Source organism: Ochrobactrum sp. WV_118_8, from assembly GCF_039631535.1.
Classification (GTDB): domain Bacteria; phylum Pseudomonadota; class Alphaproteobacteria; order Rhizobiales; family Rhizobiaceae; genus Brucella; species Brucella anthropi.
Window position 1 is genome coordinate 24,633 of the sequence record NZ_JBDIUZ010000006.1, and the last position, 24,597, is coordinate 49,229.

Below are 24,597 nucleotides of genomic sequence, written 5' to 3' on the forward strand. Positions count from 1 at the left end.
CGTCAGTGACGGTGTCACGCAGCGACCGCTTCCGTTCTTTTCACCTTGGCCCCAATTGCCACCAGATCGGGCTCGTCCAGTGTCTCCCGTTGCAGGAGATCCTGCGCCGATTGCTCGAGCAGCGCCCGGTTGGCTTCGAGAAGCGAGAGGGTGCGCTTGAACACGCCATCCACGATGTCGCGCACCTTCGCGTCCATCCGCTCGGCAGTGGCCTCGCCGTAGCGGCGGTTCAGCCACGACGACTGGTCACCGGTGCCGAGAAAGCCTGGCCGATCGGTGTCGTAGCTGACATGCCCGAGGTCTTCGTCCATCCCGTACCGCGCGACCATGGCGCGGGCGATATCGGTGGCCTTGACCAGATCGTCCGCCGCCCCGGTCGAGAGGTGGTCGTAGACGATCTTCTCGGCCGCGCGCCCGCCCAGCAGCACGGCGATCTTGTTCTCCAGCTCGTCGCGGGTCATCAGGAAGCGGTCCTCGGTCGGCCGCTGGATGGTGTAGCCGAGCGCGCCGATGCCGCGCGGTATGATCGAGACCTTGTGCACCGGATCCACCCCCGGCAGAGCCATCGCGACCAGCGCGTGCCCCATCTCGTGGTGCGCCACGATCTCGCGTTCGCGCGGATTGAGCACGCGGTTCTTCTTTTCCAACCCTGCGATGATGCGCTCGACGGCATTGTTGAAGTCGTCCATCGTCACCGCATCAGCCTTGCGGCGCGTGGCGAGCAATGCTGCCTCGTTGACGAGATTGGCGAGGTCCGCCCCGGAAAAGCCGGGAGTAAGCGCTGCGACCTTCTCGGCATCGACGTCCGGGGCGAGCTTCACCTTTTTCATGTGAACGCCGAGAATCTGCACACGTCCCTTCTTATCCGGCCGATCCACCAGCACCTGCCGGTCGAAGCGTCCCGCACGCAGCAGCGCGGGGTCGAGGATCTCTGGTCGGTTGGTGGCGGCCAGGAGCACGATGCCCACCGAAGGGTCGAAGCCGTCGAGCTCGGTCAGAAGCTGGTTCAGCGTCTGCTCACGCTCATCGTGGCCGCCAGCGATCTGGCCGGAGGAGCGCGCCCGCCCGAGAGCGTCGAGTTCGTCGATGAAGATGATCGCCGGCGCGGATTTCCGAGCCTGCTCGAAGAGGTCGCGCACCCGCGCGGCACCGACGCCCACGAACATCTCGACGAACTCGGAGCCCGAGATCGAAAAGAAGGTCACGCCGGCCTCGCCTGCCACTGCGCGCGCTAGAAGCGTCTTGCCGGTGCCCGGCGGCCCGACAAGCAATATGCCTTTGGGGATATGTGCGCCCAGCTTTCCGTATTCGGCGGGGTTCCTGAGGAACTCTACGACCTCCTCGAGCTCGGCCTTGGCCTCGTCCACACCGGCCACGTCGGCGAAGCTGACGCCGGTTTCTTTTTCCATGTAAACCTTGGCCTTGCTGCGGCCGACCTGCATGAACCCGCCGAAACCCTGTTTGTCGGCGAACTTACGGAACAGCAGCATCCAGATTCCGAAGAAGACAAGCGCTGGCGCCACCCAGGAAATCAGCGTGCCGAGAAAGGTGTTCTGAGGAACGCCCGTGATCTCGACGCCGGAGCGGTCGATCCGCTGCAGGATCGCGGGATCCACGACCGTGGTGACGAACTGGCTCTTGCCGTCGACGGGGTCGGTGAAGGTGCCGGTGATGGTGTCCGCGCCGACCGCGACGGACGCGACCCTGCCATCCTCGAGATAGCTCTCGAACTGGCTGTAGCTGATCGGTGCGACGGATTGCCAGCCGGCGATCAGGTTCTGGATGAAAAGCACGGCTATGAAAGCCACCACCCAGTACCAGATGTTATATTCGGTCTTCCTTTCCATGCCGCTTGTCCCTTTCACTGGCGCCCGAGCCGCGCTCTGATCCGCTCGAGCAGCGCCAGCAGGATGCGCCTTTCGTCTGCCGACAGATCCTGCAGGATTTCATGTTCGAGCGCCGATTGCCGCGGCGCGAGTTCCTCCAGCATCGCCCGGGCCTTCGACGTTGCGGTGACGATCTGCGACCGCCTGTCGTCGAGCGAGGGCGACCGCTCGACCCAGCCGCCCCGGACCATGCGATCGACGAGCTGGCCCGCAGTGGCCGGGCCGACCTCAAGTCGGTCGGCCAGATCGCCGATGGTCAGCCCGGGCGCATCCTCGACATGCGCCGCCGCCATCCAGGACAGGCGGGTCAGGCCGCTGTCGCGGATGTCTTGGTCGATCCGCTGCTGGATGAGCTGCGCGACCCGGTGGATCGTCGTCCCGATCAGCGCGATGTCCGAAGAGATCATAGGTATCCTTCCTCCGGTTGCATGAGACACAGGATAGACCGCACTCCATCCAAAGCGCAATGCACGCATCATATATGCTTGCATAATAAATGGAACCGCCTATCTTGATGGGCGGTCTCCGAACCCACATCCGGCCGGCACCGTTGCCCGGTCCCTCCATGCCGACGGTTCGGGGGCATCGATCAGCAACAGGAGGCCAGCAATGCTCTACCCGACATATCTGCGCCGCAGCGATCCCTTTGCGCTGATGCGCTCCATGATGCGCGATCTCGACCGCGGTTTCTGGTCGCCGTTTCGCGCGGCATTCCCGGCAGTGAATGTCTGGCAGGGTGCGGAAGTCGTCGCCGTTACTACCGAACTCCCTGGCATTGAGCCGGGCGATATTGAAATTTCGGTTAAGGACAACGCCCTGACGCTTTCGGGCGAACGCAAGGCGCCTGAGGTTCCCGAAGGTGCGCGCTGGCACCGCAACGAACGCGGTTACGGCAGGTTCTCACGCGCAATCCGTCTGCCGTTCGCGGCCTCGCATGACAAGGTCGAGGCGAGGATGACGAACGGCGTATTGCGGATCGTCATCTCCAGGCCCGAGGAAACGAAGCCGAAGAAAATCGAAATCAAGGCAGCCTGAGAGGAGCTGGAACGATGAGCACCGACATCACGCAAGCCGCCGAAAAGACGCCGACCGACGCGCCTGAAACCGCCGCCGGCGGCCGCATCTACCGCCCGCTGACCGATATCGTCGAGACCGATCAGGGTGTCTCCATGATGCTTGAAATGCCTGGGGTCGCTGCCGATGCGGTCGAAATCACGCTCGAAAATCGTGTGTTGACGATCCGCGGCAAGGTTGACCCGGTGCGGCCGGAAAACCTCGAACTTGCCTATGCCGAATATGGCGAGGGCGATTTCGAGCGTACCTTCACGCTTTCCGAGAACTTCGACCCCGACCGGATCGAAGCCGAGATGCGTGGAGGCGTCCTCACTTTGACGCTTCCCCGAGCCCCAGAAGCGCAGCCGAAAAGGATCGCCGTCAAGGGCGCCTGAAAACCTAAGGAGACCATGTCATGCAGATTAAAGACCTCATTCCCTGGGCGCGCAAGGACGGCGCGCCAGACGCCAAAAGCAGCGAAGACAACCCGATCGCAACGCTTCAGCGCGAAATGAACCACGTGTTCGAGAATTTCTGGAATGGGGTCGGTCATTTCGAATGGCCCTGGGGCAGCGGCGAAGCCAAATCCGACATGGTCGAGACCGACGACGCGATCGAAGTGTCGATCGAGCTGCCGGGCATGGAGATGAAAGACATCGAGGTAACGGTCAACGATGACATGTTGACTGTGAAGGGGGAGAAGAAGATCGAGCGCCAGGAGAAGAAGACGGGATACTATCTCTCCGAGCGCAGCTACGGCGCGATCTACCGGACAATTCCGCTCCCCCCCGGTGTGGATGGCGAAAAGGCGCAAGCATCCTTCAAGAACGGGGTTCTGACGATCAAGCTGCCCCAGACTCCCGAGGCGCAGGCCAAGGTCAAGCGCATCGAGGTCAAGAACGGCTGATATGCCACATGGGGTGTCGCCGGTTTGCGGCTCCCCTCCGCTCCGTGCGATATCGCACCGTCTGGCAAAGCCCCGGGGAGCTTGTCTCTCCAGGGCGGCTTTCGAGAGGCAATCATGAAAGACTTGCAACGATCTGGGCTGACCCGTGAACAATGGTCGGCGATGACGCTCTACGAGAAGTTCGAGCAAGTTGTCATCCTCGTCCTCAGCGTCATCATTGCGGCGATCGTCGTGGCGTCGGTCTGGGCGCTGATGCGCGAAGTCGTGAACCGCTTGGTTCTGGGGGCATTCGACCCTCTCGATTACGCCACCTTCCAGGTGGTGTTCGGCATGATCTTCACCGTGGTGATCGCGCTCGAGTTCAAGCGCTCCCTTCTCGTTGCGACCGAACGCAGCTTCGGGATCCTCCAGGTCCGCACGATCGTGCTGATCGCGCTCCTCGCCATCGCGCGCAAGTTCATCATCCTGGACCTCGGCGAGACGGAATCATCCAAGATTGCCGCACTCGCGGGCGCGGCGCTTGCGCTCGGCGCTGTCCACTGGCTGGTACGCGATCAGGACCGGCGCGAACTCGGAGGCTACAAGACGCGATGACCGCGGCCTCCGCCAGCGACCGCCTGCTCAATTTCGTGCAATCGGCGCTGCTGCTCGGGCTCATGGCCGCGATCGCCTGGATCGCGGTGACAGCGATCGTCGGACCCGAGACCAATCTCCTCATGGCGCTCGCGATGGTCGGGGGGCTCCTGTTTGCGCCCGGGCACTGTTACTTTAACGAGAGTGCAGACGTAACGTATTCTTTGGCGCATCTGTCATGCGGATTTCAGGCACGTGATTTCGCGCCACATGTCAGTGGCGGCTTGTCGTAACTCACGATGATCGGCGGCATTGAATTGGTTTCGGGGGAAATAATTTAGGTTGTAGATCGGATCATGTATCGACGTGAAATTCTGCACATGTCGCGCCAATTTAAAGCGCTTCATAACCCGCTCTCGTCGTCGGATCGGCTGATGCGAATTCTCTGCCCGATTGTTCAAACCCTTATGCTGGCGATGATCGCAAACGCTAAGTCCCATCGTTCGTTTGGCAGCGCCATATGATCGTAGTTTATCGGTGACCATGATCCGGGGTGCACAGCCCTGTGCAGAGAGAAGCTTGCGCATGAAGCGCTTGGCGGCCTTGGTATTACGGCGTTTCTGGACCAGAACATCCAAAACAAAACCATCCTGATCAACTGCTCGCCAAAGAATGTGATGCTCACTTTTGATAGATATTACACATTCATCCAGGTGCCATTTATCGCCAAGCCGCGGTGTGCGGCGACGGATATTACTGGCATAAGCACGTGCGAATTTCTCCGCCCATTCGTACACGGTCTTATATGTGACGAAGATGCCACGATAAGCCAGCATGTCTTCAACCATGCGAAAGCTTAGCGGAAAGCGGAAATACAACCACACCGCCTCTGCAATAATCTCAGATGGATAACGATGGCGGCGGTAAAGCGAAGAACGAGGTTCGGTCATCACCCGTTATCGCAACTGATGTTTACACTTAGGTTAAGGTAACAGTGCCATGCTGCACCATGGGCGAATGTCGACTGCCGACCTCACTACATCGGCGTCCGCATAATCTCACGGATCAGATCATTTGTCTCTGGTCTCGTCGTTTGGTGCCGATATCGGAGGGCCAGAACAGTCCTCGATAATTGAAGGCCCTCGATGGGCTTCGACACCAGGCCCATGTCCGAAGGAATAGCAGTGGCCGGCAAGATCAGCGCACCTGACCCTTGCCGAGCAAGTTCAACTAACCAATCCACGCGGTTGGACCGATACGCCGCGTAGAGTTCATGACCATAATCTGCGCAGGTCCCATGCAAAGCGTCCCGCATTTCGCAATTTAGTCGGTCGAGCATGTCGGTTTTTGCGAGAGCCGAAAGAGAAATCGCATCTTGTTCAGACAACGGATGCGACTTTGACATTACGACCTTGTAGTCCTCTTCATAGAGACGGTCTATGCGATAGAGGTCTTCACTGACCTTCTCTGCGGTGACTGCAACGTCGAGTTTGCCGTCTCGCAACCCGGCAAGAAGCTCGGAGGATGATGCAACGATCAATTCGATTTCGGCTTGCGGTAATCGCTTACGCGTACGCTCCATAGCTGCCGAAATCAGGTTGTGGCCAATCGTTTCGCCGACACCGACAGAGATTGGAACCCGCTCCAAACGAATGTAACGGACCGCCTCAGCCTTCGCCTGGCGCGTCTCATCGTAAATCCTCTGCAACCTTGGCTGCATGAGTTTTCCGAGGGCTGTAAGCCTGCATCCCGCACGGTCCCTGACAAACAGCTCACCTCCAAGCTCGTCTTCAAGTTTCTTGATCGCAGTCGTCAAGGAAGGTTGGGAGACATTGGAGGCACTGGCTGCGTGGGTGAAGTTTCGGTGCTCGCAGACAGCGAGAAAATACCTGACCTGGTTCATTTCCATCGCCGCATTCTCCGCCACATTTCAACGCAGGCCATCAAAGCAACTTCCATAGTCCATGTCTATTAAAAAATAGAACTTGGAAATTGGAGTCCGACCCATCCGCCATGGGACAAGAGTGCATCGAAACCAAACACGACGAACTTCAAGTCAGGAGACGACCATGAACACGCAAATCCTTCCGATATGCGTCGCACTGGCTCTGATCACAACTTCTGCAACTGCACAGGACAATCCAATGGAAAATCATACTGCCAGCTACATCGCCATGCCCGCCGTCGAAGGCCAGACCGTAGCCTTCGCGGAGTTTCTGGCTGGTGCTGCACCTATCGTGCGAGAAACAGAGCCGGGCACTGTACTGTGGTTTGCTCTGCAAGCCGGTGATACGTTCGCAATCTTTGACATCTTCGTAGACGAAGAAGCACGGGGCGCTCACTTCTCAGGAGCAGTTGCAGCTGCCTTGAGCCAAAACGCAGACGCGTTGGTCGACGGAGGATGGGACGCCGGTGTTGTCGCGAACATCAACAACTCCGATGTCCTTTCGGTAAAAGCGCCGGTTGACCTCCACAAGGCAACAACCGCAACTTATATCAAGCTCGAAGCTGCTCCAGGTAAAGGTCCCGAATTGGCAGCCTTGTTGACCGCCGCTGGTCCGATCGTTGCAGATACCGAACCAAAAACTTTGTTCTGGACGGCGCTGCAGATTGACGAGAACAACTTCGCCATCTTTGACATCTTTGCCGACAGCTCTGGGCGCGAAGCGCACTTTGCCGGACAAGTCGCCGGGCTCCTTAATGCAAAGGCTTCAGAATTGGTCGCAGGCGGATGGGACGACGGTGTTGTGGCAAACGCCCGCAATTTCAACATCCTTGCTACCAAGTAATCTCACAGGGTGACTTGAGAAAGAAGTGCCCGGTGCAACCTGGCCTGACCCCATAAGGTGGTCCGGTTTCAGTCTTAATGTATGATCGGCTTTTCGGCCATGGCCTGGGCAGATGGCGGTGTCGATCCGGGCGGCGGCGCAGGCCAGATGATAGCCTGCGGTGCCGGCGGTTTATATCCGAGCGATGAGTGCGGCCGCTCGGTGTTGTACAACACGACGACAGAACACCCACGGGACCGAGGTTCGCGAGCTTTTGTATCCGTGGCATCCCTGGTTCGGTCAGCATGTGCATGTCCATGCGGCGCTGGCCAAGCGTGTGGATATTTTCCGCTGTAGCCTCTCTGGTGTTCCCTCTGATCGGCTTCTTGAAGTCCCAGCATGGATGTTCGACCGCGCCGTAAGCGGAAATTGGCGCAGCCTGCCGGTTCCGCACGTCGATCTTGCAGCCCTCCATGTTTTGGCAAAGTTACTGGACGACGCTGATACCTCATCGCAATCTGGGGGAATGAGCGCAGCATTGATCTCTCACGAAGCGAGTCGGAGAGATGTCCATGCCAAATCAACCCATGACATATCAGTTCGATCTATTCTTGAACCCGCGCCAAAAGGCGCTAGCAGGAATGCCTCAATGGCCGGAGTTACCGGAGGAGACCCGTCAAGCGCTGACGGGGCTCATCGTACGGCTATTCATCGATCACGCAAACTGCCGACACGTCTCCCAGCAAAAGGAGGCCGGTCATGATTCATGAGAAGATCGGTCGGCATCATCTGGAGCGGAAGGCTATTCTCTATGTTCGACAGTCCTCGGCTCATCAGGTCCTGCACAATCGCGAAAGCAGCGCCCTTCAATACGCCATGCGTGACCGGCTGGCAGCGCTTGGATGGTCGTAACGTCCCGATTGCTGCCGCCTTTTGAACCAAGGCCTCGTGGCATAAGACACGTGTTTAACGACGTCGTTAGCGACGTGTCTTATGCGAGGATTGGATGCGAGTTGAGGTTCTTGGCGCGGAACGGCGTCGTCGCTGGGGCGATCAGAAGAAACTGGATATCGTCATGTCGATTGGGATCGGCGGTGCGACGGTCACGGATGTGGCTCAGCGGTACGATGTGACCCGTCAGCAGATTTACACATGGCGACGGGAACTGAAGAAGAAGGGTCTTCTGCTCTCTTCGCGGGAAGCCGTATTTCTTCCTGTTGATATGGGTAGTGAGCAGATCCCTTCTGGGGTTAGCGATGACGCTGATGCTTCGTCCTCAATGATTGAATTGCACTTGCGCTGCGGTCGCAGCCTTCGTTTCACGAGCACGCTGGAGGATACGGTGCTGGCACGGCTCATCCGGACGGTGGAACAGGCATGATTGGACCGGGCACTGGCGTTCGGGTTTACCTTGCCTGCGGCGTGACAGATATGAGGAAAGGTATTGAGGGCCTTTCGATGTTGGCGCAGGATGTCTTGCGCCAGAAGCCGACAGGTGGAGCTGTCTTCGCCTTTCGCGGGCGGCGTGGTGATCGGGTGAAGCTGTTGTATTTTGATGGCCAGGGATTTTGCCTTTACTATAAAATCCTGCAGAAAGGGCGTTTCCCCTGGCCTTCAGCGGCCGATGGGACGGCTCGACTGACAGCAGCGCAGCTGGCGATGCTATGGGAAGGAATAGATTGGAGACGTCCGGACTGGGGTGCTCCGCCCGCCCGCGTCGGTTGATTTTATCTTACTGAAACTACTTGTTTTTATGGCGTTCTGTCCTGACTTATGCTAGTCAGGATCATGTCGAATGCGAGCTCAATTCTTCCTGATGATCCAGCCTTTCTGAAGGCAATGATCACCGCCTTGCAGGCGGAGAATGCGAAGATGTCGGCGGCGTTGAAAGCACACGATCACCTGATCCAGGGTCTGAGGCTACGCATTGCGCGATTGAAGAAACAGGTCTTCGGCAAGTCTTCTGAAAAAATCGAGCGGGAAATTGCGCAACTGGAACTGGCGCTGGAGGATCTGTTGATTGCCAGCGCCGAGCAGGAGGCCGGGCCCGTCGAAGAGCTTGAAAACGATACGGCTTGCGGTCCGGAGGAGACTTTAAAGCCCAAGTCATCACGTCGGCGTCCACGTGTGTCGGAAAATGCTGTTCGCGAACGTCGTGAACTGGATCCCGGTCATTGCTGTCCTGCGTGCGGAGGCGAGTTGCGTTTTGTTGGAGAGGATGTCAGCGAAATCCTCGACATGATCGCAGCGACGATGAAGGTCATCGAGATCGCCAGGCCAAAGAAGTCATGCCGTTGCTGTGAGAAGATGGTGCAGGTTCCTGCTCCCAGCCGCCCGATACCGGGCAGTATGGCTGGTGCCGGGCTTCTGGCCTATATTCTGGTCTCCAAATTCGATGATCATCGTGTGTCCTGAGTACCAACATGGAAAGGAGGTACGTAACTGCAAGAGAGATGAGGGTGGGCCCCTCGGGTTCGGCGATCAGGAGCCGATCCCAAACCACCACAAGCTGCTGTCGTAAAGAGCGATGGTGGTGAGCGTTGTGGAAACGGCGGGACATGATCCCGTCAGGTAAGATCCAGAGAGACGAGCGAAAGCGAACCGTCGATGAACTGCCGAAAGCGTATGGTTGATGTCAGAACCGGGGGTGGTGGTCATCCCGGGATGAGTATGGGCGGTGCCCTGAAGTCCGGCCCACACGGCATCCGGCTCGAAGGCGGCGTGAATCTGGGTCAGGCTCTTTTGCGGAACAGGAGAACCTGTCGTCCCGATGCCAAGGGAGAGGACCGATCGGGCAGCCCCCGAAAGGGCCAGAGTACCGATGCGGGGCACAGGGACAGAACAGCTCGTAGTAGGGTTGAAGGCGCTGTAATGGTGCTGGACCAAAGGGGCTGTGGTGTTCAGCCGCTGCCACTGGCCAACTGGTAACAGGATGAGCTGGATGACAGAGGCAAGACCGTTTACAATTGAGAAGAGAGAGATCTGGGAGGCGTTCCAGCATGTGAACGCCAATCAGGGAGCAGCTGGTGTAGACGGGCAGACGCTCGAAAGCTTTGGGGAACGGCTTGGTCCGAACCTTTACAAGCTTTGGAACAGAATGTCTTCGGGCAGCTACATGCCATCGCCGGTACGCCGGGTGATGATCCCCAAAGCAGACGGGACCCAACGGCCGTTGGGTATTCCGACTGTCACGGACCGCATCGCGCAGGAGGTCGTCCGGCTTTATCTGGAGCCGCTTGTGGAACCAGTATTCCACAAGGATTCCTATGGGTATCGGCCTGATCGCTCTGCCATTGACGCCATCCGGACGGCGCGTCAGCGATGCTGGCGTCACGATTGGGTGTTGGACATGGACATCAAAGGGTTCTTTGACACTATCGATCATGGACTTTTGCTCAGGGCGGTCCGCCATCATACGGATTGTCGCTGGGTTCTGCTCTATATCGAACGGTGGCTAAAGGCACCAGTGATGATGGCGGATGGCAGTCTTGTCTCGCAGGAACGCGGAACGCCGCAGGGTGGGGTGATCTCGCCGCTGCTGGCTAACCTGTTTCTGCATTACGCTTTCGACAAATGGATGGATCGAGAGAATCCGCAAGTGCCGTTCGAGCGCTATGCGGATGACATCATCTGCCATTGTCGGACGGAAGATGAAGCACGCAGGCTATGGCAGCAGGTCGAAGATCGTCTCGCTGACTGTGGACTGACGCTTCATCCGCAGAAGACAAAGATCGTCTACTGCAAGGATACCAACCGGAAAAGATCGTTCCCGACGGTTGCTTTCGACTTTCTCGGCTACAGGTTCCAGCCCCGGCTGGCGATCTGGCGTGGAGGGTTGTTTGGCGTATCCTACCTTCCGGCGGCCAGCCCAAAAGCGCTCAAGGCGTTTCGACGTCGGGTACGCAATTGGGGATTGCAGCGGCGTAGCGACAAGGGGCTGATCGATCTGGCCCGTATGTTTAATCGACAGATTAAAGGTTGGATCGGCTACTTCAGGTGTTTCTACAAATCGGCGCTTTATCCGACACTTCGTCTGATTGACGCTCATTTGCTCCGATGGGTGATGCGGAAGCATAAACGCTTTAAGCAGCGGCCCCGGCAAGCGCGACTCTGGCTCGCCAGACTTGTGAAATCCACGCCGGGGTTGTTCGCCCATTGGTCTCTTCTTTACGCAAATGGTTGAATACTGGGAGCCGTATGAACCGAGAGGTTCACGTACGGTTCTGGGAGCGCGTGAGGGTGAAATCCCCTCGCGCGACTCGCTTGCCGCTCTATCGCCTCAACGAGATATTCGCGCGGATGGGGGCCGATATACCTGACAGCACACTGGTGGATTGGTGCGGTCGTGCCATGCAGGTGCTCCGTCCGCTGATCGAGCGCATTGAGATTGAGATCATGAAAAGCGATCTCCTCCATGCTGACGATACGCCGATCCGGGTGCTGGATCGCTCATTGCGCGACAAGGGATTGGGCAAAGGTGTGAAGAAGGGCAGGATCTGGACATATGTCCGCGATCAGCGTCCATGGGCAGGTAGTGCGCCACCAGGTGCGGTTTATTACTTCGCGCCCGACTGGAAGGAAGAGCACGTTCATCGCCATCTCGAAAAGGCGAGTGGCATTCTTCAGGCCGATGGCTACAAAGGCTATACGAAGCTATATGAGCCGGGATCGGACGGAAAGCGTCGGTTCTGGGAAGCTTCATGCTGGGCGCATTGGCGGCGTGACTTTCATGACATCTGGACCGCGAACAAATCCGGGATTGCGCGCGAGGCTCTCGATCGGATCGGTGCGCTGTATGATATCGAACGGGATATTGTAGGCCGGCCCGCCGATGTACGGCTCGCCACGCGTCAAAAGCACAGCAAGCCAAAGATCGATGAACTGCACGCATGGGCAGAAAAGCAGTTGCTTCGCATTCCGGGAAAAAGCGAACTTGCGAAAGCTTTGCGCTATGGGCTGAGCAGATGGCCGTCACTCTGCCTGTTCCTGGAGGACGGACGCGTGGCCATGGACAACAACGCTGCGGAACGAGCCCTCAGACCGATAGGAGTAGGACGCCGGAATTGGTTGTTCGCAGGCGCTGACACCGGCGCGGAAACCTTGGCACGCGCCATGACGATCATTGAAACAGCGAAGATGAACGGCATCAACCCGCAAGCTTATCTGGCCGATGTGCTCGACCGCATTCACGACCACAAGATCAATCGGCTCGATGAGTTGCTCCCGTGGAATTGGAAGCCCCTCGCAGCTGAACATGCAAAGGCAGCCTGATGACCACGGTCAGATTTGTTTACACGCTCGACTATGTCGCCGAAATGCTCGAAGAGGATGTCGATCTTCTTCAGGCGATCATCTACAATGATGACAACTTGACCTATGGCAATATCATCAGTGTCGTGACCGGAGACGACCAGTCTACAAGCGCCCTGACGGACGACGGCATTGATGAGCTAAGACAGATGCTGGCTGACGCCCGTAAATCAGTCGAAAAATGGCAAGAATTCCTCGAATGCTTTGTCGATGACGAAGAGATCGTCGCCCGCCTCAAGACATATTCACCACGGTAACAATCGGGCGGTTACGGATGGTCACACATAGAGACAGTGGATGACGATCTCGGTCGTTCAGCCGCTGGCGGCGTGACCCGCGTCGGATTTGACCGGATGGTGGCGGAAGTATGCCTTGGCAGGGCACTGTTACTTTAACGAGAGTGCAGACGTAACGTATTCTTTGGCGCATCTGTCATGCGGATTTCAGGCACGTGATTTCGCGCCACTTGTCAGTGGCGGCTTGTCGTAACTCACGATGATCGGCGGCATTGAATTGGTTTCGGGGGAAATAATTTAGGTTGTAGATCGGATCATGTATCGACGTGAAATTCTGCACATGTCGCGCCAATTTAAAGCGCTTCATAACCCGCTCTCGTCGTCGGATCGGCTGATGCGAATTCTCTGCCCGATTGTTCAAACCCTTATGCTGGCGATGATCGCAAACGCTAAGTCCCATCGTTCGTTTGGCAGCGCCATATGATCGTAGTTTATCGGTGACCATGATCCGGGGTGCACAGCCCTGTGCAGAGAGAAGCTTGCGCATGAAGCGCTTGGCGGCCTTGGTATTACGGCGTTTCTGGACCAGAACATCCAAAACAAAACCATCCTGATCAACTGCTCGCCAAAGAATGTGATGCTCACTTTTGATAGATATTCCACATTCATCCAGGTGCCATTTATCGCCAAGCCGCGGTGTGCGGCGACGGATATTACTGGCATAAGCACGTGCGAATTTCTCCGCCCATTCGTACACGGTCTTATATGTGACGAAGATGCCACGATAAGCCAGCATGTCTTCAACCATGCGAAAGCTTAGCGGAAAGCGGAAATACAACCACACCGCCTCTGCAATAATCTCAGATGGATAACGATGGCGGCGGTAAAGCGAAGAACGAGGTTCGGTCATCACCCGTTATCGCAACTGATGTTTACACTTAGGTTAAGGTAACAGTGCCCTCGGAAATCCATCCCGTTCGATTGCCGTAAGTGACGCTGAACCATCCGGAACGATAGTTCATAACCTGCACTCTTCTACCTCTATCGATAACCGTAATGACCCGTGCGGTTAATGACGGCTCGGATCTCATATTTACCTTGGTGGTCGAATATAGCCCCTTTCCGATGAAAGGGTGCTGGTCAGCCGATGGCGGTGGCTGGTTTGTCAGTCGGTGAGTTGTCGCCTGCACGAAGCCTAAATGCTGCGGAACCTGCTCGGTTGCCTGGACTGTAGTCTGTGGTTGAACTGCGTCTGGTGGCGATACTGGGGTCGGCGTGTCATTCCCGAAAAGTCTCGTGAGAATGAACAGGGCAACTGCCCCAAATATCCAGTTCATCGCCTTCGACAATTTTGGATCCCCCAATCCCTCAAAAGATCAAAGCAAAATTTTAGGGGGATGTCGAGATAAAGCCTCGCTCTCCGCACTGTATCACGGTATGATACAAGTCGCAGGGGTAACTCATGGTCCGTTCCTACAAAGACGCCAGAACCAAAGCCGTTGCAGGCAGCAAAGCGCCAAAGGGGTTTCCGGCAGATTTGATAAGAACAACTGTTCGCAAAATTACCGTGATCGATAGTGCTTTAATTCTTGATGATCTTCGCTCTCCTCCCGGTAACAGGCTGGAGGCTCTGAACGGAGACCGTAAAGGGCAGCGCTCGATCCACATCAATGATCAGTGGCGCATCTGTTTCGTTTGGACCGATGCTGGCGCTGAACAAATCGAAATTGTTGACTACCACTGGAAGGAAGAAGCCATGACCAGTATATTGCCCCCGGTCCATCCCGGCGAAATTCTTCGGGAAGAGTATCTCATCCCGCTTGGGATGAGTGCAGGTGCGCTTGCCAGGAATCTGAATGTCCCTCGCACTCGCATTGAGCGTCTGGCGACAGAACAGACCGCAGTTACACCTGATACGGCTCTGCGCCTTGCAAAGTTCTTCCGGACCACGCCCGAATTCTGGATGAATATGCAGTCAAGTTACGACCTTAAAACGGAGGCAGTAGCCATTCAGGATCAACTCTTAGCTATCCATGAACTGAAAGCGGCCTGATTTACTATACATTTGATGCAGATCAGGCGCTTGTTTTCCAGAAATCCCCAATGTTTCACGCTAACAACGAAACCGCTCGGCATGATACGCGACAGGTTCTTTTGGTAGCCTGTGGTTCCTTCTTGTCAGGGAAGGGGCACCCCTCACCAGTGGATTGTTCGACTATATCCTGAAGGAGAGAACCACGGGCTACAGATTTCCCTTGAATTTGGTAGAGAGGCCGCAAACGTCGTGTTTAGGGTCAGGACCCATTGATTTGTCACGCTGATTGTGATTCAGACGGGCTCGAAGGAGCCTGAATGATGAGTGATCTCTTTTGGCTGACAGACGAGCAAATGGCACGTCTTCAGCCGTATTTCCCTAATAGCCACGGCCGTCCTCGCGTTGATGATCGGCGCGTTCTGAGCGGCATCATCTTCGTCAATCGCAATGGGCTCAGATGGCGCGATGCGCCGAAGGAATATGGCCCCTCCAAGACACTTTATAATCGCTGGAAACGCTGGGGCGACAAGGGCATCTTCCTGCGGATGATGGAAGGTCTGGCAGTGCCTCAAGCTCCAGAGCGCAAGACGATCATGATCGATGCGACCTATCTCAAGGCCCACCGCACGGCTTCCAGCCTGCGGGTAAAAAAGGGGGCGCGGAACGCCTGATTGGACGCACCAAAGGCGGCATGAACACCAAGCTTCATGCTGTAACGGATGCCAACGGTCGCCCGATCAGCTTCTTCATCACGGCAGGTCAGGTCAGCGATTATACCGGTGCAGCCGCCTTGCTTGACGAGCTTCCCGAGGCCCAATGGCTGCTGGCCGACCGTGGCTATGATGCCGACTGGTTTCGCGACGCCCTACAGGAAAAGGGTATCACTCCCTGCATCCCGGGCAGGAAATCCCGAAACAAGACCATTAAATACGACAAACGCCGCTATAAACGCCGCAACCGCATCGAGATTGCGTATTTCAGAATTCGCGGACAGCGATTTCATTAAATCGCGGACACTTGTTTCGCTAATTCGCGGACAGTTCAGCCGCAGCGTTTTTCAGGTCTGTTGTTAATCAGCCTTCTGTTCTTTCGTCGTGCATATTGGGTATGGTGTCAATTCCGGATTTGGCTTTGCGCATACTATCTCCTTCCAAATTGATGCGATGAGCATTGTGCACGACGCGGTCCAATATTGCGTCGGCGACCGTGGCGTCTGCGATGAGGTCATGCCAGGCATTCACGGGGACCTGAGCCGTGATGAGCGTTGACCTGCGCTGGTATCGTTCTTCGATAATCTCGAAGAGATGGAAGCGCTGCTGTTCGCTGAGGACATGAGTGGCGAAGTCATCAAGGATCAGCAGTTGCACTTTCATCAGTCGGTTCATGAGCCTTGGATAGCGGCCATCCAACTTTGCCATGGCGAGATCCTCGAAGAGACGAGGCGCGCGGACATAGAGAACCGAATGGTCATGTCGTGCGGCCTGACGGCCCAGAGCACAGGCCAGCCATGACTTGCCCGTACCGGTTTTCCCGCACACGATCAAATTCTCATGGTTCTTAAGCCATTGCCCTTGCGCCAGCGCCATTGTCGCACGGCGGTCGAGGTTTCTGGCCGCGCGGAAATCAATGTCTTCGACACAGGCTTCCGGGAAGCGTAGCTTTGCGGCCGCCAGACGTGTCGTCAGCCGCTTGTCGGCGCGTACGGCGATCTCCCTGTCGAGCATAAGGCCCAACCACTCTTCTTTGTTCATCGCCCGGGCGTCTGGCTGTTCAGACAGTTCCCGCCAGGCCATTGCCATGCCCGACAGACCAAGCGTGTACATGTTTTCAAGCGTTGGATTGGTCAGCATTGTCATTCCTTCTTTCTTGGGGGGTGCCGATACTGATAGACTACGTTTAGTGCTGTCAGCTCGATCGATAGGCCTGAAGCCCCTGGGGCGCGAAGCTTCCCACATTGCGTAGCGCTTCAGGGCTTCAGGCAGGGCGCCAGCATTATTGCCAGCGATTTCAATGGTAATAGCCACGACCGCGAATGTTGGAATGAGTGGGCAGTGGCTTTCTGACTTCCTCGGCCGGGCTTGCCCGGTCGAGACCCGCCTGCAGAATGGAACGGACGGAGGTGTAGGTCAGCGCATTGATGACAAGCGCCCGCTCGCAGGCGGCGTCGAGGCGATCATGCTCGTAGCGCCGGGCAAGGGAAAGAATGCCGAGCGCCGCACGGTATCCCTGTTCGGGATGTGGTTTGTCGCGGATGACCCGTTCAACGAAGATACCTGTGTTGACGCTGATCTTGCTGGCATCCCGGATCAGGCTTGCCGCATTCATCCCGGCATGCCGCTGATGGGATTTGGGCATATGCTCCTTCACCGTGACGTGCCCGTTGCGCTCGGAACGACGGCGATGAGATGCGACCCGCTTGTGGTTAAAGAATATTTCGACCACTTGATGTGTGAGGCGCACGGTAACCTTTTTGCCGATCAGTTGGTGCGGTACCGAATAGAAGGTTTTGGCTACATCAATATGGTAATCGGGGTGAACCTTCGCCGATTTCCACTCCGCATATTCGAAGTCTGTCGCGGGCAGTGGAGCAAGAGCAGTGCGCTCAAGCTCCTCGAACAATTCGCGCCGGGATTTGCCGTAATGGCGCATGGGGCGGTTGTTGATATCTTCCAGAGGTATTGCCAAGTTATTTGAGGTAGGCGGCACGACCCCGTTGAGCTTTTGCTCATGCGTTCATTTCAGCAGTGTAGTCGTGCCATAATGCAAATGCATCGATACGTGCATGGCGGTAGGAACAAGCTGTGAGTTTATGGCGATGTGGACGGAAAATCAGATTAATCTGATCGTGAGCGGCAAGGAACCTTTGCGCATGTCGCGCTGACTTGAACCGCCCAAATATCTTTTCCCGTTTTCGCGTTGGCCTATGCGAGACTTCGATGGCGTTATTCAGGCCTTTATGAGCCCGATGATCCGCATCTGGTGAAAGATTTTGTATTGGCTTAATGTAACTGCGCAGCTTATCCGTCACGACGACACGTGGTTGACCGAATTGCTTCACCAGTCTGGAGAAAAAGCGTTTGGCAGCCTTGGTGTTACGACGTGTTTGAACCAGAATATCAAGAACATCGCCGTCCGCATCAATTGCCCGCCAAAGCCAATACTTCTTTCCTCCGATAGTGATGACGGCCTCATCAATGTGCCATTTATCATTCGGCCTTGGTCGGTCCCTGCGGATACAGTCGGCAAAATGGCGGCCGAAGCGATTAATCCAGACGCGAACGGTTTCCCGGCTGACAAGCACGCCACGCTCAGCGAGAAGATCTTCCACATCGGCCGTGCTTAACGCAAATCGGTGATAGATCCAGACAGCGTAGCCAATAATTTCACGCGGAAAACGAAACCCCTTCAACCGGGGAAAGGAGCTGGGTAATTTCATGCCATATTGATACCGGAAACGCCAGGCTCAAACAACTTGGCAATGCCATGATACCACCTCCGATGAACTCACCAGCAAGCCACCAGTCGACAAGACCGGAACTGGCATAATTCAGAGCCGTGGCCAGTCCGAAGGCCCCACGGAGAGAAGGGATGTGCCGACTGCGTTGATCATCGGCATACCTGTTGCCAACATCAAGCCGGGCACAATCAGGAAGCCGCCGCCGATACCGAAGAATCCTGATGCCGCACCCGAAGCGAGAGCCACTGCTGCCGTTACGAGACACATTCTTAAATCGATCGGGCGGCGCTCCACGTCCAATCTCTTTTTGGGCTTCAACATGAACAGACCGACGACGATCATGAGGATACCGAACAAAAAGATGAGGCGATCACCGTCTAGAGCTTTTCCGAGACTAGATCCGATAATTGCCCCTATAACGCCAAGTGCGGAGAAGACAACACCACAACGCCACCAGACGTGCCCCTTCAGAGCATGGCTCGTAAAATTCGCGAACGCGTTGACTGAAACAGCAAGTGCACCCGTACCGATGGCGACATGGGGCTGGCTCACACCGACGACGTAAAGGAGCAACGGTGTAGCGAGGATGGAGCCGCCGCCGCCAAGCAATCCCAGCATAAAGCCAACAACACTTCCGGAACCCACCGCCGCAAGGATGGAATTACTCAACACCATAGGATCCTAACTCTCTCACGCACTGTCAGCGCTCATTTCGCCTTCTCCACGCAGAAGATGTCGTAAAGGGAGGCGACCAGTTGCGCTGCCTTTTCTTCTGTGAGGCGATAAAAAATCTGTTTCCCCTCCCGTCGCGTCTCGACTATTCCGGAACTGCGCAACACCGTTAGATGCTGCGACAGGTGCGGTTGATGAACCCCGATCTTTTCTTCCATCCTACCGACGGAATACTCGCCTTCCACCAGGCTGCAAACGATCATCAGACGCGCTGGATGGGACAGCGTCTTGAGCAGGTCTGCGACTTCGTTCGCGCGCAGAGATAATTCAACTGAAGATAGTCCAGCTTTCATCATCGTTATGCTGTTCACGGTCATTCCCATGCAGCCCCTTCCAGAGCATCCAGCGGAAACTTCAGATAGCGCTTACCGTTGGCTTCTGGCTCAGGTAGACGTCCACCACTTATGTTCACCTGCAACGCATGCAAGATGAGCCTTGGCATTGGCAGCGTTTTGTCGCGCTTGGTCCGTAAGGCAACGAAGGCTTCTTCCGATACGCCCGCCAGGTGCGAATTGTACTTCTTTTGATCCGCCACAGTGCTTTCCCAACGCGGCGCACGCCCCCCCGGCTGGTAATCATGTCCGGTGAATATCCGTGTCTCATCTGGAAGTGCTATGATATTCTGGATTGACCCCCACAATGCTCGCGCATCGCCGCCGGGAAAATCGGCCCGTGCCGTACCGCTGTCGGGCATAAAAATTGTGTCGTGGACAAATGCCGCGTCGCCGACCACGTAAGTGATTGAAGCGAGCGTATGTCCCGGCGAGAACATAACTCTGGCATCGATGGAACCAACCTTAAACGCCTCACCATCGGCAAAGAGTCGATCCCATTGCGAGCCATCTGTAGCTAGTTCGGGCCAGTTGTAGATCTCCTTCCACAGCTTCTGGACTCTGATTACATGCTCGCCTATCGCCGTCTTTGCGCCCGTTTTCTCCTTGAGATACTGAGCTGCGGAAAAGTGGTCGGCGTGTGGATGAGTGTCGAGAATCCATTCGACCGTCAGGCCACTATTGCGGACGTAATCGAGAATTGCGTCTGCATTGATCGTCGCCGTGGCCCCCGACTTTTCATCAAAGTCGAGAACGGGATCTACAATGGCGCAAATACCGGTTGCCGGATCGGACACCACGTACTGAACACTGGAGGTTCGCTTATCGAAAAAGCCTTTTACCCGCGGTTGATGGTCAGCAAAGCGTTTAAGCCACGATACTGCGACACTGGTATCAAAGCCGAGCTGATGTCCGAATGGTACGACGTCTTCAACAGACATGCGTCCGTCCAATACCTCGCCGATCAGATAAAGGCTGAGCGAGCGCATACCCGTCTTGCAATGCGCAAGCACTGGGCCATCGGATTTTCTGACCGCCGCCTGAAACGCACGCACATCGGCTTCAGTGATCGTATTCATTGTGGCTGGAATATATGCATAAGAGAGATCGCATTGGTGGGCTGCATCGCATTCCGCTTGGCTTCCGGGCTGGTCTGCGCTTTCATTATCGGGACGGTTGTTGATCAGCGTTTTGAAGCCGCTTCGATCGAGTACACTGAGTTCTTGCGCGTTTGGCTGCGAAGACACCGACAGCTTCTCAGTTATTTTGGTGACGGGCATCTCTACCTCCGACGTTAATATTATATAATATACTATAATGTATAATATTAAGCTTTTCAAGCCTCCCTCGAAAAGGAAGATTCTCAAAACCTGCGCAGAAACTCTAACGAAAAAGGCAAAAGCCCAATCGCCGGAGAAGAATTCTATAACTTCAAATTTTCAGTCCACTGGCAAAGGGTCTCGATAGCGGTATGATGATATGAATCCAACGTCCGGAGGTAGCTCAATGAGCCGATTGCATACAGAAAACCACCTCGTATCTCGGATCGGATGGCTTCGCGCAGCGGTACTCGGCGCCAATGATGGTATTGTCTCAACGGCCAGCCTCATTATAGGCGTCGCATCTGCTTCGACGGGAACGACGCAGATAGTGGTCGCTGGCATCGCGGGCCTTGTCGCAGGCGCGATGTCCATGGCGGCGGGTGAGTATGTTTCTGTCAGTTCTCAATCCGATACGGAGTTGGCAGATCTTGCCAGAGAACGCAAGGAACTCGAAACTCAGCCCGAAGCAGAGCTCGATGAATTGATGCAAGCCTATATTGATCGCGGCCTAACCCCGGAACTGGCGCGGCTGGTGGCAGTACAGCTGACCTCACGCAATGCTCTGGAAGCGCATGCCCGTGACGAGCTGGGAATTGTCGAACACATGGAAGCACGGCCTGTGCAAGCCGCGCTGACCTCAGCGGCCACGTTCTCGATCGGGGCCGCCCTACCCTTACTGATGGCGGTCATCGCGCCTCCATCCATCTTGCTTTACGCGGTTGCTATCTCTTCCTTGTTGTTTCTGGCGTTTCTAGGCGCTATCGGCGCCAAGGCGGGAGGAGCTAATATGCTTAAGGCAACCGTTCGCGTCACCTTTTGGGGCGCATTGGCCATGGCAATCACGGCTGGTATTGGGGCTCTGGTCGGCACAGCGGTCTGATGATCGCTGTCAAACTTTTTGGATCGAGTTTTACCAAGAAGAATGATCATCGTTGGCAAGACGCCGGACAATGCGCATTATAATACGCTCATTCTGTAGCTTGGAAGACCACAAAGATGCGGTACTTGGGTGAAGATCGATCAAAGACAATCCTTTTGATTTTTGCCTTGTGCGGACTTGTGATCGGGCTTGGCTTGCATTTCTCCGGTTACTCATACGGGGCACGGCTAAGTTGGACTATAGCCACTCTGCCTGTGCTAGCGGCTTTGCTCGTCGAAATTCTCCGAAGTCTATTGCGAAAGGAGTTCGGGCTGGACATCGTCGCGGCGATGTCGATGTCGGCCGCTCTGGCATTTGGGGAAATGCTGGCAGCTTCGATTGTCGCCCTTATGTATACCGGCGGGGCCTTTCTTGAAAGCTTTGCCGAAGGACGGGCACGCCGTGAGATGCACGCTTTGCTGTCTCGTGTACCCCGAACGACAATGCGTTATATCGATGACCATCTCGACGAGATTGCCGTTGATACTATTCGCCCGGGTGACCGCCTTTTGATCCGTCAGGGAGACGTCATCCCCGTTGACGGAAGTGTAACTTCAGTAAAAGCTTTCGTAAACACGTCTGCTTTGACGGGAGAGTCACTTCCGATTTCGCTTACATCCGGAGCCGATGTGTTGAGCGGATCAGTGAATGCTGGCGATGCCTTCGATATTGTTGCCAGACACGAAGCAAAAGATAGCACCTACGCTGGCATCGTTCGCCTCGTAGAAGAGGCCCAGCATTCGAAAGCCCCAATGTCGAGGCTGGCAGACCAATGGTCTATCGGCTTTCTGATAGTGACTGTCTTAATCGCCTTCTGCGCATGGTTTTTCACGGGAGACCCGATAAGGTCGGTCGCCGTTCTCGTCGTGGCGACGCCATGTCCTCTCATCCTGGCGGTACCTGTCGCTCTTGTTGCCGGACTATCGCGCGCCGCTCATTTCGGCGTACTGGTGAAGGGTGCTCGTCCATTGGAGAACATGACTCGTATCAACACGTTGGTGCTGGACAAGACTGGAACACTGACAGACGGCCGCCCACAAATTACTTCAATCAACGCGCAGCCAGGATTGAGCGAAAATGATCTACTGCGTTTCGCCGCCTCCCTTGACCAAGTGTCCAAACATCCGATGGCGCAGGCTCTTGTACTGGCCGCTCAGCGGCGCGGTATAGATCTTGTATTGCCGACCGATGTAAGCGAACTGGCCGGAGATGGCGTGGCGGGCTGGGTCGATCGCAAAAGCGTCGTTGTCGGTGGACATAGCTTCGTTGAGAGACAGGTCAATGCAAAACTGAGTGAAATCCCCCATAGAGAAGCTGGAGCGGCCCTGGTTGCAGTCGCAATAGACGCCAGGATTGCGGGCTATATCATCATGGCCGATCCCTTGCGCGGCGAAGTTGTCGATACGTTACGGGGATTGCGCAAGGACGGCGTAAAGCGAATAGTGCTGGCGACAGGTGATCGTACTGCAGTGGCCAAACGTATCGCCAAGGGTTTGGGGCTCGATGCCGTCTACTCGGAGCTTTCGCCCGATCAAAAGGTGCTGACCGTGCTCAGCGAGCGTAAGAACGGCCCCGTGATGATGGTCGGAGACGGCGTCAACGACGCGCCCGCACTTGCAGCGGCTGATGTTGGCGTTGCCATGGGTGCGAGGGGAGCGGCAGCCTCGGCAGAAGCGGCCGATGTCGTTCTTCTCGTAGATAGAATAGATAGACTTCGCGCCGGGATTGAAATTGCCAAGAGGTCAAGGCGCATTGCTGTCGAAAGTGTAGTGGTTGGGATTGGTCTTTCTGTAATCGCCATGATCGCAGCCGCGTTCGGTTATCTAAAACCTGTTCAGGGTGCATTACTCCAGGAGCTGATTGACGTCGCTGTCATCCTCAATGCGCTTCGGGCGTTGAGAATCTCCCCCAAGATCGGCTAAAGGGCGTCGTGGTACACCAGAATTTAAACTGGTGAATAAGTCACCTACAGCGGCGTTGGTGCATCAATCGCCGGTGAGTTTCAGAGTTTTTATAGCATTGGCTTTTAATGTTTTGGTTCGTTGAGAATTTGGATCAAGCCAATGCCTTTCAAGCACAATTCCGCCCGTCGTCACCGGATACCCAAGCAGAAGTTCAAGGTCACGAACTGGGCGGAGTACGAAGCAGGCTTGCGTCAGCGCGGGAGTGTTACTTTGTGGATCAGTGAAGCAGCTATAGCCGGATGGATTGCACCACTGCGCAAGACGCGCGGTGGTCAATGTCGCTATTCTGACCTGGCTATTGAGACGACGCTGATATGTGGCAAAGTGTTTAACCAGCCTCTGCGTCAGACAGAAGGCTTAATGGCCTCGTTGTTGCGGCTACTCAATGTTGAACTGCCGGTGCCAGATCACACAACATTCAGCAGACGCTGCGCCAATCTTGTTGTTTCCAGCTTAACCCGGTGCACCAGGAGGGATGGAACAGATGAACCTCTTCATGTGATCGTCGATAGCACTGGTATGAAGATATATGAAGCTGGCCAATGGCTTGAAGAAAAGCATGGCGCTAAATCTGCCCGAAAATGGCTCAAGCTGCATCTTGCTATTGATGCAGATAGCAATCAGGTCATTGCAGAAACACTGACTGATCAAAATACAAGTGACCTCAGCCAGGTTCCTGATTTGCTTGATATGATTGATCGCCCCATCGCTTGTTTCATGGCAGATGGTGCTTATGACAGTGATCAAACCTATCAAGCTTTACGCAGTCATAGTCCCGGTGTGAGCATTATCATTCCGCCACGAATACGAGACTTACAAGAAGCGTCATATGGCCCACCTGATCAGCGTGACTGGCATAGCCGCACAAATGCTCAACGCGGTCGGATGGAGTGGCAAAATCTTACCGAGTATGGGAAGCGAGCGAGAGTAGAAAACGCCATAGGCAATTATAAATCAACAAACGGGCCAAAGCTAAGATCACGCAAATTCACCAACCAGAAGACTGAAGTTAAACTTGGATGCGGCGTCCGTAACCGCATGCTGCAGACACCACGCCCGAAATCCGTCCGCGTCAAAGTTGAAACCACATAAGCCAGCATCAA

At 55.8% G+C, this 24,597-nt stretch carries 26 protein-coding genes and 8 pseudogenes; 20 read left to right on the forward strand and 14 right to left on the reverse strand.

Annotated elements, in window-relative coordinates:
- Positions 1-14: 14 nt before the first annotated feature.
- The gene (ftsH, locus tag ABDF71_RS25855) at positions 15-1,847 is read right to left on the reverse strand and encodes an ATP-dependent zinc metalloprotease FtsH (protein WP_213507467.1); all 1,833 of its coding nucleotides are present in this window, start codon (positions 1,845-1,847) and stop codon (positions 15-17) included.
- Between the two features lie 14 nt (positions 1,848-1,861).
- The gene (locus ABDF71_RS25860; protein WP_013651409.1) at positions 1,862-2,293 is read right to left on the reverse strand and encodes a MarR family winged helix-turn-helix transcriptional regulator; all 432 of its coding nucleotides are present in this window, start codon (positions 2,291-2,293) and stop codon (positions 1,862-1,864) included.
- A gap of 202 nt (positions 2,294-2,495) precedes the next feature.
- Between ABDF71_RS25860 and ABDF71_RS25865 the strand changes: the two genes are divergently transcribed.
- The 5 genes from ABDF71_RS25865 (at position 2,496) to ABDF71_RS25885 (ending at position 4,712) form a co-directional block, all read left to right on the forward strand.
- Entirely contained in the window at positions 2,496-2,921 is a 426-nt protein-coding gene (locus ABDF71_RS25865; protein WP_258125295.1) for an Hsp20/alpha crystallin family protein, read from the forward strand.
- Positions 2,922-2,935: 14 nt separating this feature from the next.
- Positions 2,936-3,334: an Hsp20/alpha crystallin family protein gene (locus ABDF71_RS25870; protein WP_258125294.1), complete on the forward strand. Its 399-nt coding sequence runs from the start codon at positions 2,936-2,938 to the stop codon at positions 3,332-3,334.
- 20 nt (positions 3,335-3,354) lie between these two features.
- Complete coding sequence (locus ABDF71_RS25875; RefSeq protein ID WP_258125293.1) at positions 3,355-3,846, forward strand: Hsp20/alpha crystallin family protein; 492 nt, start codon at positions 3,355-3,357, stop codon at positions 3,844-3,846.
- 114 nt (positions 3,847-3,960) lie between these two features.
- Complete coding sequence (locus tag ABDF71_RS25880; protein ID WP_258125292.1) at positions 3,961-4,440, forward strand: phosphate-starvation-inducible PsiE family protein; 480 nt, start codon at positions 3,961-3,963, stop codon at positions 4,438-4,440.
- Positions 4,437-4,712 (forward strand): hypothetical protein, encoded by a 276-nt coding sequence (locus ABDF71_RS25885; RefSeq protein ID WP_259030578.1) that lies wholly within the window; start codon positions 4,437-4,439, stop codon positions 4,710-4,712. Before ABDF71_RS25880 ends, ABDF71_RS25885 begins: the two co-directional genes overlap by 4 nt.
- On the opposite strand, the gene ABDF71_RS25890 is transcribed toward ABDF71_RS25885, so the two are convergent.
- Together ABDF71_RS25890 and ABDF71_RS25895 are read right to left on the reverse strand one after the other, a co-directional pair.
- Entirely contained in the window at positions 4,656-5,369 is a 714-nt protein-coding gene (locus ABDF71_RS25890) for an IS6 family transposase (protein ID WP_213507482.1), read from the reverse strand. The genes ABDF71_RS25885 and ABDF71_RS25890 overlap by 57 nt on opposite strands.
- 86 nt (positions 5,370-5,455) lie before the next feature.
- Positions 5,456-6,328 (reverse strand): LysR family transcriptional regulator, encoded by an 873-nt coding sequence (locus ABDF71_RS25895; RefSeq protein ID WP_100651693.1) that lies wholly within the window; start codon positions 6,326-6,328, stop codon positions 5,456-5,458.
- 160 nt (positions 6,329-6,488) lie between these two features.
- On the opposite strand from ABDF71_RS25895, the gene ABDF71_RS25900 reads away from it, so the two are divergent.
- Entirely contained in the window at positions 6,489-7,208 is a 720-nt protein-coding gene (locus ABDF71_RS25900) for a putative quinol monooxygenase (RefSeq protein WP_250132284.1), read from the forward strand.
- Positions 7,209-7,282: 74 nt separating this feature from the next.
- Here the strand turns inward: ABDF71_RS25900 and ABDF71_RS25905 are convergent.
- Positions 7,283-7,417 (reverse strand): annotated as a pseudogene (locus ABDF71_RS25905) (IS3 family transposase); the annotation flags it as partial.
- A gap of 529 nt (positions 7,418-7,946) precedes the next feature.
- Between ABDF71_RS25905 and ABDF71_RS25910 the strand changes: the two are divergent.
- The 4 genes and pseudogenes from ABDF71_RS25910 to ABDF71_RS25925 form a co-directional block, all read left to right on the forward strand.
- Positions 7,947-8,099 carry a hypothetical protein gene (locus ABDF71_RS25910; protein WP_250132285.1) on the forward strand — a complete coding sequence of 51 codons (153 nt, stop codon included), beginning with the start codon at positions 7,947-7,949 and terminating at the stop codon, positions 8,097-8,099.
- 94 nt (positions 8,100-8,193) lie between these two features.
- Entirely contained in the window at positions 8,194-8,568 is a 375-nt protein-coding gene (gene tnpA, locus ABDF71_RS25915) for an IS66-like element accessory protein TnpA (RefSeq protein ID WP_011982989.1), read from the forward strand.
- A complete protein-coding gene (gene tnpB, locus ABDF71_RS25920; RefSeq protein WP_011982990.1) occupies positions 8,565-8,912 on the forward strand; it encodes an IS66 family insertion sequence element accessory protein TnpB in 348 nt (115 codons plus the stop codon). The genes tnpA and tnpB overlap by 4 nt, the downstream gene beginning before the upstream one ends.
- A gap of 63 nt (positions 8,913-8,975) precedes the next feature.
- Positions 8,976-9,590, forward strand: a pseudogene (locus ABDF71_RS25925) (transposase domain-containing protein); the annotation flags it as partial.
- Between the two features lie 78 nt (positions 9,591-9,668).
- On the opposite strand, the gene ABDF71_RS25930 reads toward ABDF71_RS25925, so the two are convergent.
- Complete coding sequence (locus tag ABDF71_RS25930) at positions 9,669-10,019, reverse strand: hypothetical protein (protein WP_124916644.1); 351 nt, start codon at positions 10,017-10,019, stop codon at positions 9,669-9,671.
- A 109-nt stretch (positions 10,020-10,128) separates the two neighbouring features.
- On the opposite strand from ABDF71_RS25930, the gene ltrA reads away from it, so the two are divergent.
- From ltrA to ABDF71_RS25950, 4 genes and pseudogenes are all read left to right on the forward strand, one after another.
- Positions 10,129-11,370: a group II intron reverse transcriptase/maturase gene (gene ltrA, locus ABDF71_RS25935; protein ID WP_500061811.1), complete on the forward strand. Its 1,242-nt coding sequence runs from the start codon at positions 10,129-10,131 to the stop codon at positions 11,368-11,370.
- A gap of 80 nt (positions 11,371-11,450) precedes the next feature.
- Positions 11,451-12,458: pseudogene (gene tnpC / locus ABDF71_RS25940) on the forward strand (IS66 family transposase); the annotation flags it as partial.
- Positions 12,458-12,754 (forward strand): hypothetical protein, encoded by a 297-nt coding sequence (locus tag ABDF71_RS25945; RefSeq protein ID WP_012092492.1) that lies wholly within the window; start codon positions 12,458-12,460, stop codon positions 12,752-12,754. The pseudogene tnpC and the gene ABDF71_RS25945, both read left to right, overlap by 1 nt.
- A gap of 15 nt (positions 12,755-12,769) precedes the next feature.
- Positions 12,770-12,877: pseudogene (locus tag ABDF71_RS25950) on the forward strand (recombinase family protein); the annotation flags it as partial.
- 52 nt (positions 12,878-12,929) lie between these two features.
- Here ABDF71_RS25950 and ABDF71_RS25955 read toward each other — a convergent pair.
- Positions 12,930-13,643: an IS6 family transposase gene (locus tag ABDF71_RS25955; RefSeq protein WP_500061995.1), complete on the reverse strand. Its 714-nt coding sequence runs from the start codon at positions 13,641-13,643 to the stop codon at positions 12,930-12,932.
- Positions 13,644-13,671: 28 nt separating this feature from the next.
- Positions 13,672-14,070 (reverse strand): SH3 domain-containing protein, encoded by a 399-nt coding sequence (locus ABDF71_RS25960; RefSeq protein ID WP_309600603.1) that lies wholly within the window; start codon positions 14,068-14,070, stop codon positions 13,672-13,674.
- Positions 14,071-14,195: 125 nt separating this feature from the next.
- Here ABDF71_RS25960 and ABDF71_RS25965 point away from each other — a divergent pair.
- The 3 genes and pseudogenes from ABDF71_RS25965 to ABDF71_RS25975 form a co-directional block, all read left to right on the forward strand.
- Positions 14,196-14,462 (forward strand): annotated as a pseudogene (locus ABDF71_RS25965) (type II toxin-antitoxin system RelE/ParE family toxin); the annotation flags it as partial.
- A 27-nt stretch (positions 14,463-14,489) separates the two neighbouring features.
- On the forward strand, positions 14,490-14,786 hold the full coding sequence (locus ABDF71_RS25970) for a HigA family addiction module antitoxin (RefSeq protein WP_235994242.1): 297 nt from the start codon (positions 14,490-14,492) through the stop codon (positions 14,784-14,786).
- A gap of 302 nt (positions 14,787-15,088) precedes the next feature.
- A pseudogene (locus ABDF71_RS25975) lies at positions 15,089-15,765 on the forward strand (IS5 family transposase); the annotation flags it as partial.
- 76 nt (positions 15,766-15,841) lie between these two features.
- On the opposite strand, the gene istB reads toward ABDF71_RS25975, so the two are convergent.
- The 6 genes and pseudogenes from istB to blh all read right to left on the reverse strand — a co-directional run bounded on the left by istB (position 15,842) and on the right by blh (position 20,569).
- Entirely contained in the window at positions 15,842-16,618 is a 777-nt protein-coding gene (istB, locus tag ABDF71_RS25980) for an IS21-like element helper ATPase IstB (protein ID WP_012090960.1), read from the reverse strand.
- A 157-nt stretch (positions 16,619-16,775) separates the two neighbouring features.
- Positions 16,776-17,441 (reverse strand): annotated as a pseudogene (locus tag ABDF71_RS25985) (Mu transposase domain-containing protein); the annotation flags it as partial.
- Positions 17,442-17,493: 52 nt separating this feature from the next.
- The gene (locus tag ABDF71_RS25990) at positions 17,494-18,204 is read right to left on the reverse strand and encodes an IS6 family transposase (protein ID WP_213507514.1); all 711 of its coding nucleotides are present in this window, start codon (positions 18,202-18,204) and stop codon (positions 17,494-17,496) included.
- Positions 18,205-18,249: 45 nt separating this feature from the next.
- Positions 18,250-18,900 (reverse strand): annotated as a pseudogene (locus ABDF71_RS25995) (sulfite exporter TauE/SafE family protein); the annotation flags it as partial.
- 32 nt (positions 18,901-18,932) lie between these two features.
- Complete coding sequence (bigR, locus tag ABDF71_RS26000; protein WP_011983043.1) at positions 18,933-19,280, reverse strand: sulfite-sensing transcriptional repressor BigR; 348 nt, start codon at positions 19,278-19,280, stop codon at positions 18,933-18,935.
- A complete protein-coding gene (gene blh, locus ABDF71_RS26005) occupies positions 19,271-20,569 on the reverse strand; it encodes a bifunctional sulfur transferase/dioxygenase Blh (RefSeq protein ID WP_500061996.1) in 1,299 nt (432 codons plus the stop codon). Before blh ends, bigR begins: the two co-directional genes overlap by 10 nt.
- Before the next feature lie 226 nt (positions 20,570-20,795).
- Here blh and ABDF71_RS26010 point away from each other — a divergent pair, with 226 nt between their 5' ends.
- The 3 genes from ABDF71_RS26010 to ABDF71_RS26020 all read left to right on the forward strand — a co-directional run bounded on the left by ABDF71_RS26010 (position 20,796) and on the right by ABDF71_RS26020 (position 24,586).
- On the forward strand, positions 20,796-21,491 hold the full coding sequence (locus tag ABDF71_RS26010) for a VIT1/CCC1 transporter family protein (protein ID WP_500061699.1): 696 nt from the start codon (positions 20,796-20,798) through the stop codon (positions 21,489-21,491).
- A gap of 116 nt (positions 21,492-21,607) precedes the next feature.
- Entirely contained in the window at positions 21,608-23,452 is a 1,845-nt protein-coding gene (locus ABDF71_RS26015) for a heavy metal translocating P-type ATPase (RefSeq protein WP_500061997.1), read from the forward strand.
- A 141-nt stretch (positions 23,453-23,593) separates the two neighbouring features.
- A complete protein-coding gene (locus ABDF71_RS26020; protein WP_011983039.1) occupies positions 23,594-24,586 on the forward strand; it encodes an IS5-like element ISOcan1 family transposase in 993 nt (330 codons plus the stop codon).
- The last annotated feature ends 11 nt before the right edge of the window (positions 24,587-24,597 follow it).

Coding starts and splice junctions, on each gene's coding strand:
- ftsH (WP_213507467.1), bottom strand. CDS start 1,847: ATGGAAAGGAAGACCGAATATAACATCTGGTACTGGGTGGTGGCTTTC.
- ABDF71_RS25860 (WP_013651409.1), bottom strand. CDS start 2,293: ATGATCTCTTCGGACATCGCGCTGATCGGGACGACGATCCACCGGGTC.
- ABDF71_RS25865 (WP_258125295.1), top strand. CDS start 2,496: ATGCTCTACCCGACATATCTGCGCCGCAGCGATCCCTTTGCGCTGATG.
- ABDF71_RS25870 (WP_258125294.1), top strand. CDS start 2,936: ATGAGCACCGACATCACGCAAGCCGCCGAAAAGACGCCGACCGACGCG.
- ABDF71_RS25875 (WP_258125293.1), top strand. CDS start 3,355: ATGCAGATTAAAGACCTCATTCCCTGGGCGCGCAAGGACGGCGCGCCA.
- ABDF71_RS25880 (WP_258125292.1), top strand. CDS start 3,961: ATGAAAGACTTGCAACGATCTGGGCTGACCCGTGAACAATGGTCGGCG.
- ABDF71_RS25885 (WP_259030578.1), top strand. CDS start 4,437: ATGACCGCGGCCTCCGCCAGCGACCGCCTGCTCAATTTCGTGCAATCG.
- ABDF71_RS25890 (WP_213507482.1), bottom strand. CDS start 5,369: ATGACCGAACCTCGTTCTTCGCTTTACCGCCGCCATCGTTATCCATCT.
- ABDF71_RS25895 (WP_100651693.1), bottom strand. CDS start 6,328: ATGGAAATGAACCAGGTCAGGTATTTTCTCGCTGTCTGCGAGCACCGA.
- ABDF71_RS25900 (WP_250132284.1), top strand. CDS start 6,489: ATGAACACGCAAATCCTTCCGATATGCGTCGCACTGGCTCTGATCACA.
- ABDF71_RS25910 (WP_250132285.1), top strand. CDS start 7,947: ATGATTCATGAGAAGATCGGTCGGCATCATCTGGAGCGGAAGGCTATT.
- tnpA (WP_011982989.1), top strand. CDS start 8,194: ATGCGAGTTGAGGTTCTTGGCGCGGAACGGCGTCGTCGCTGGGGCGAT.
- tnpB (WP_011982990.1), top strand. CDS start 8,565: ATGATTGGACCGGGCACTGGCGTTCGGGTTTACCTTGCCTGCGGCGTG.
- ltrA (WP_500061811.1), top strand. CDS start 10,129: ATGACAGAGGCAAGACCGTTTACAATTGAGAAGAGAGAGATCTGGGAG.
- ABDF71_RS25945 (WP_012092492.1), top strand. CDS start 12,458: ATGACCACGGTCAGATTTGTTTACACGCTCGACTATGTCGCCGAAATG.
- ABDF71_RS25955 (WP_500061995.1), bottom strand. CDS start 13,643: ATGACCGAACCTCGTTCTTCGCTTTACCGCCGCCATCGTTATCCATCT.
- ABDF71_RS25960 (WP_309600603.1), bottom strand. CDS start 14,070: ATGAACTGGATATTTGGGGCAGTTGCCCTGTTCATTCTCACGAGACTT.
- ABDF71_RS25970 (WP_235994242.1), top strand. CDS start 14,490: ATGACCAGTATATTGCCCCCGGTCCATCCCGGCGAAATTCTTCGGGAA.
- istB (WP_012090960.1), bottom strand. CDS start 16,618: ATGCTGACCAATCCAACGCTTGAAAACATGTACACGCTTGGTCTGTCG.
- ABDF71_RS25990 (WP_213507514.1), bottom strand. CDS start 18,204: ATGAAATTACCCAGCTCCTTTCCCCGGTTGAAGGGGTTTCGTTTTCCG.
- bigR (WP_011983043.1), bottom strand. CDS start 19,280: ATGGGAATGACCGTGAACAGCATAACGATGATGAAAGCTGGACTATCT.
- blh (WP_500061996.1), bottom strand. CDS start 20,569: ATGCCCGTCACCAAAATAACTGAGAAGCTGTCGGTGTCTTCGCAGCCA.
- ABDF71_RS26010 (WP_500061699.1), top strand. CDS start 20,796: ATGAGCCGATTGCATACAGAAAACCACCTCGTATCTCGGATCGGATGG.
- ABDF71_RS26015 (WP_500061997.1), top strand. CDS start 21,608: ATGCGGTACTTGGGTGAAGATCGATCAAAGACAATCCTTTTGATTTTT.
- ABDF71_RS26020 (WP_011983039.1), top strand. CDS start 23,594: ATGCCTTTCAAGCACAATTCCGCCCGTCGTCACCGGATACCCAAGCAG.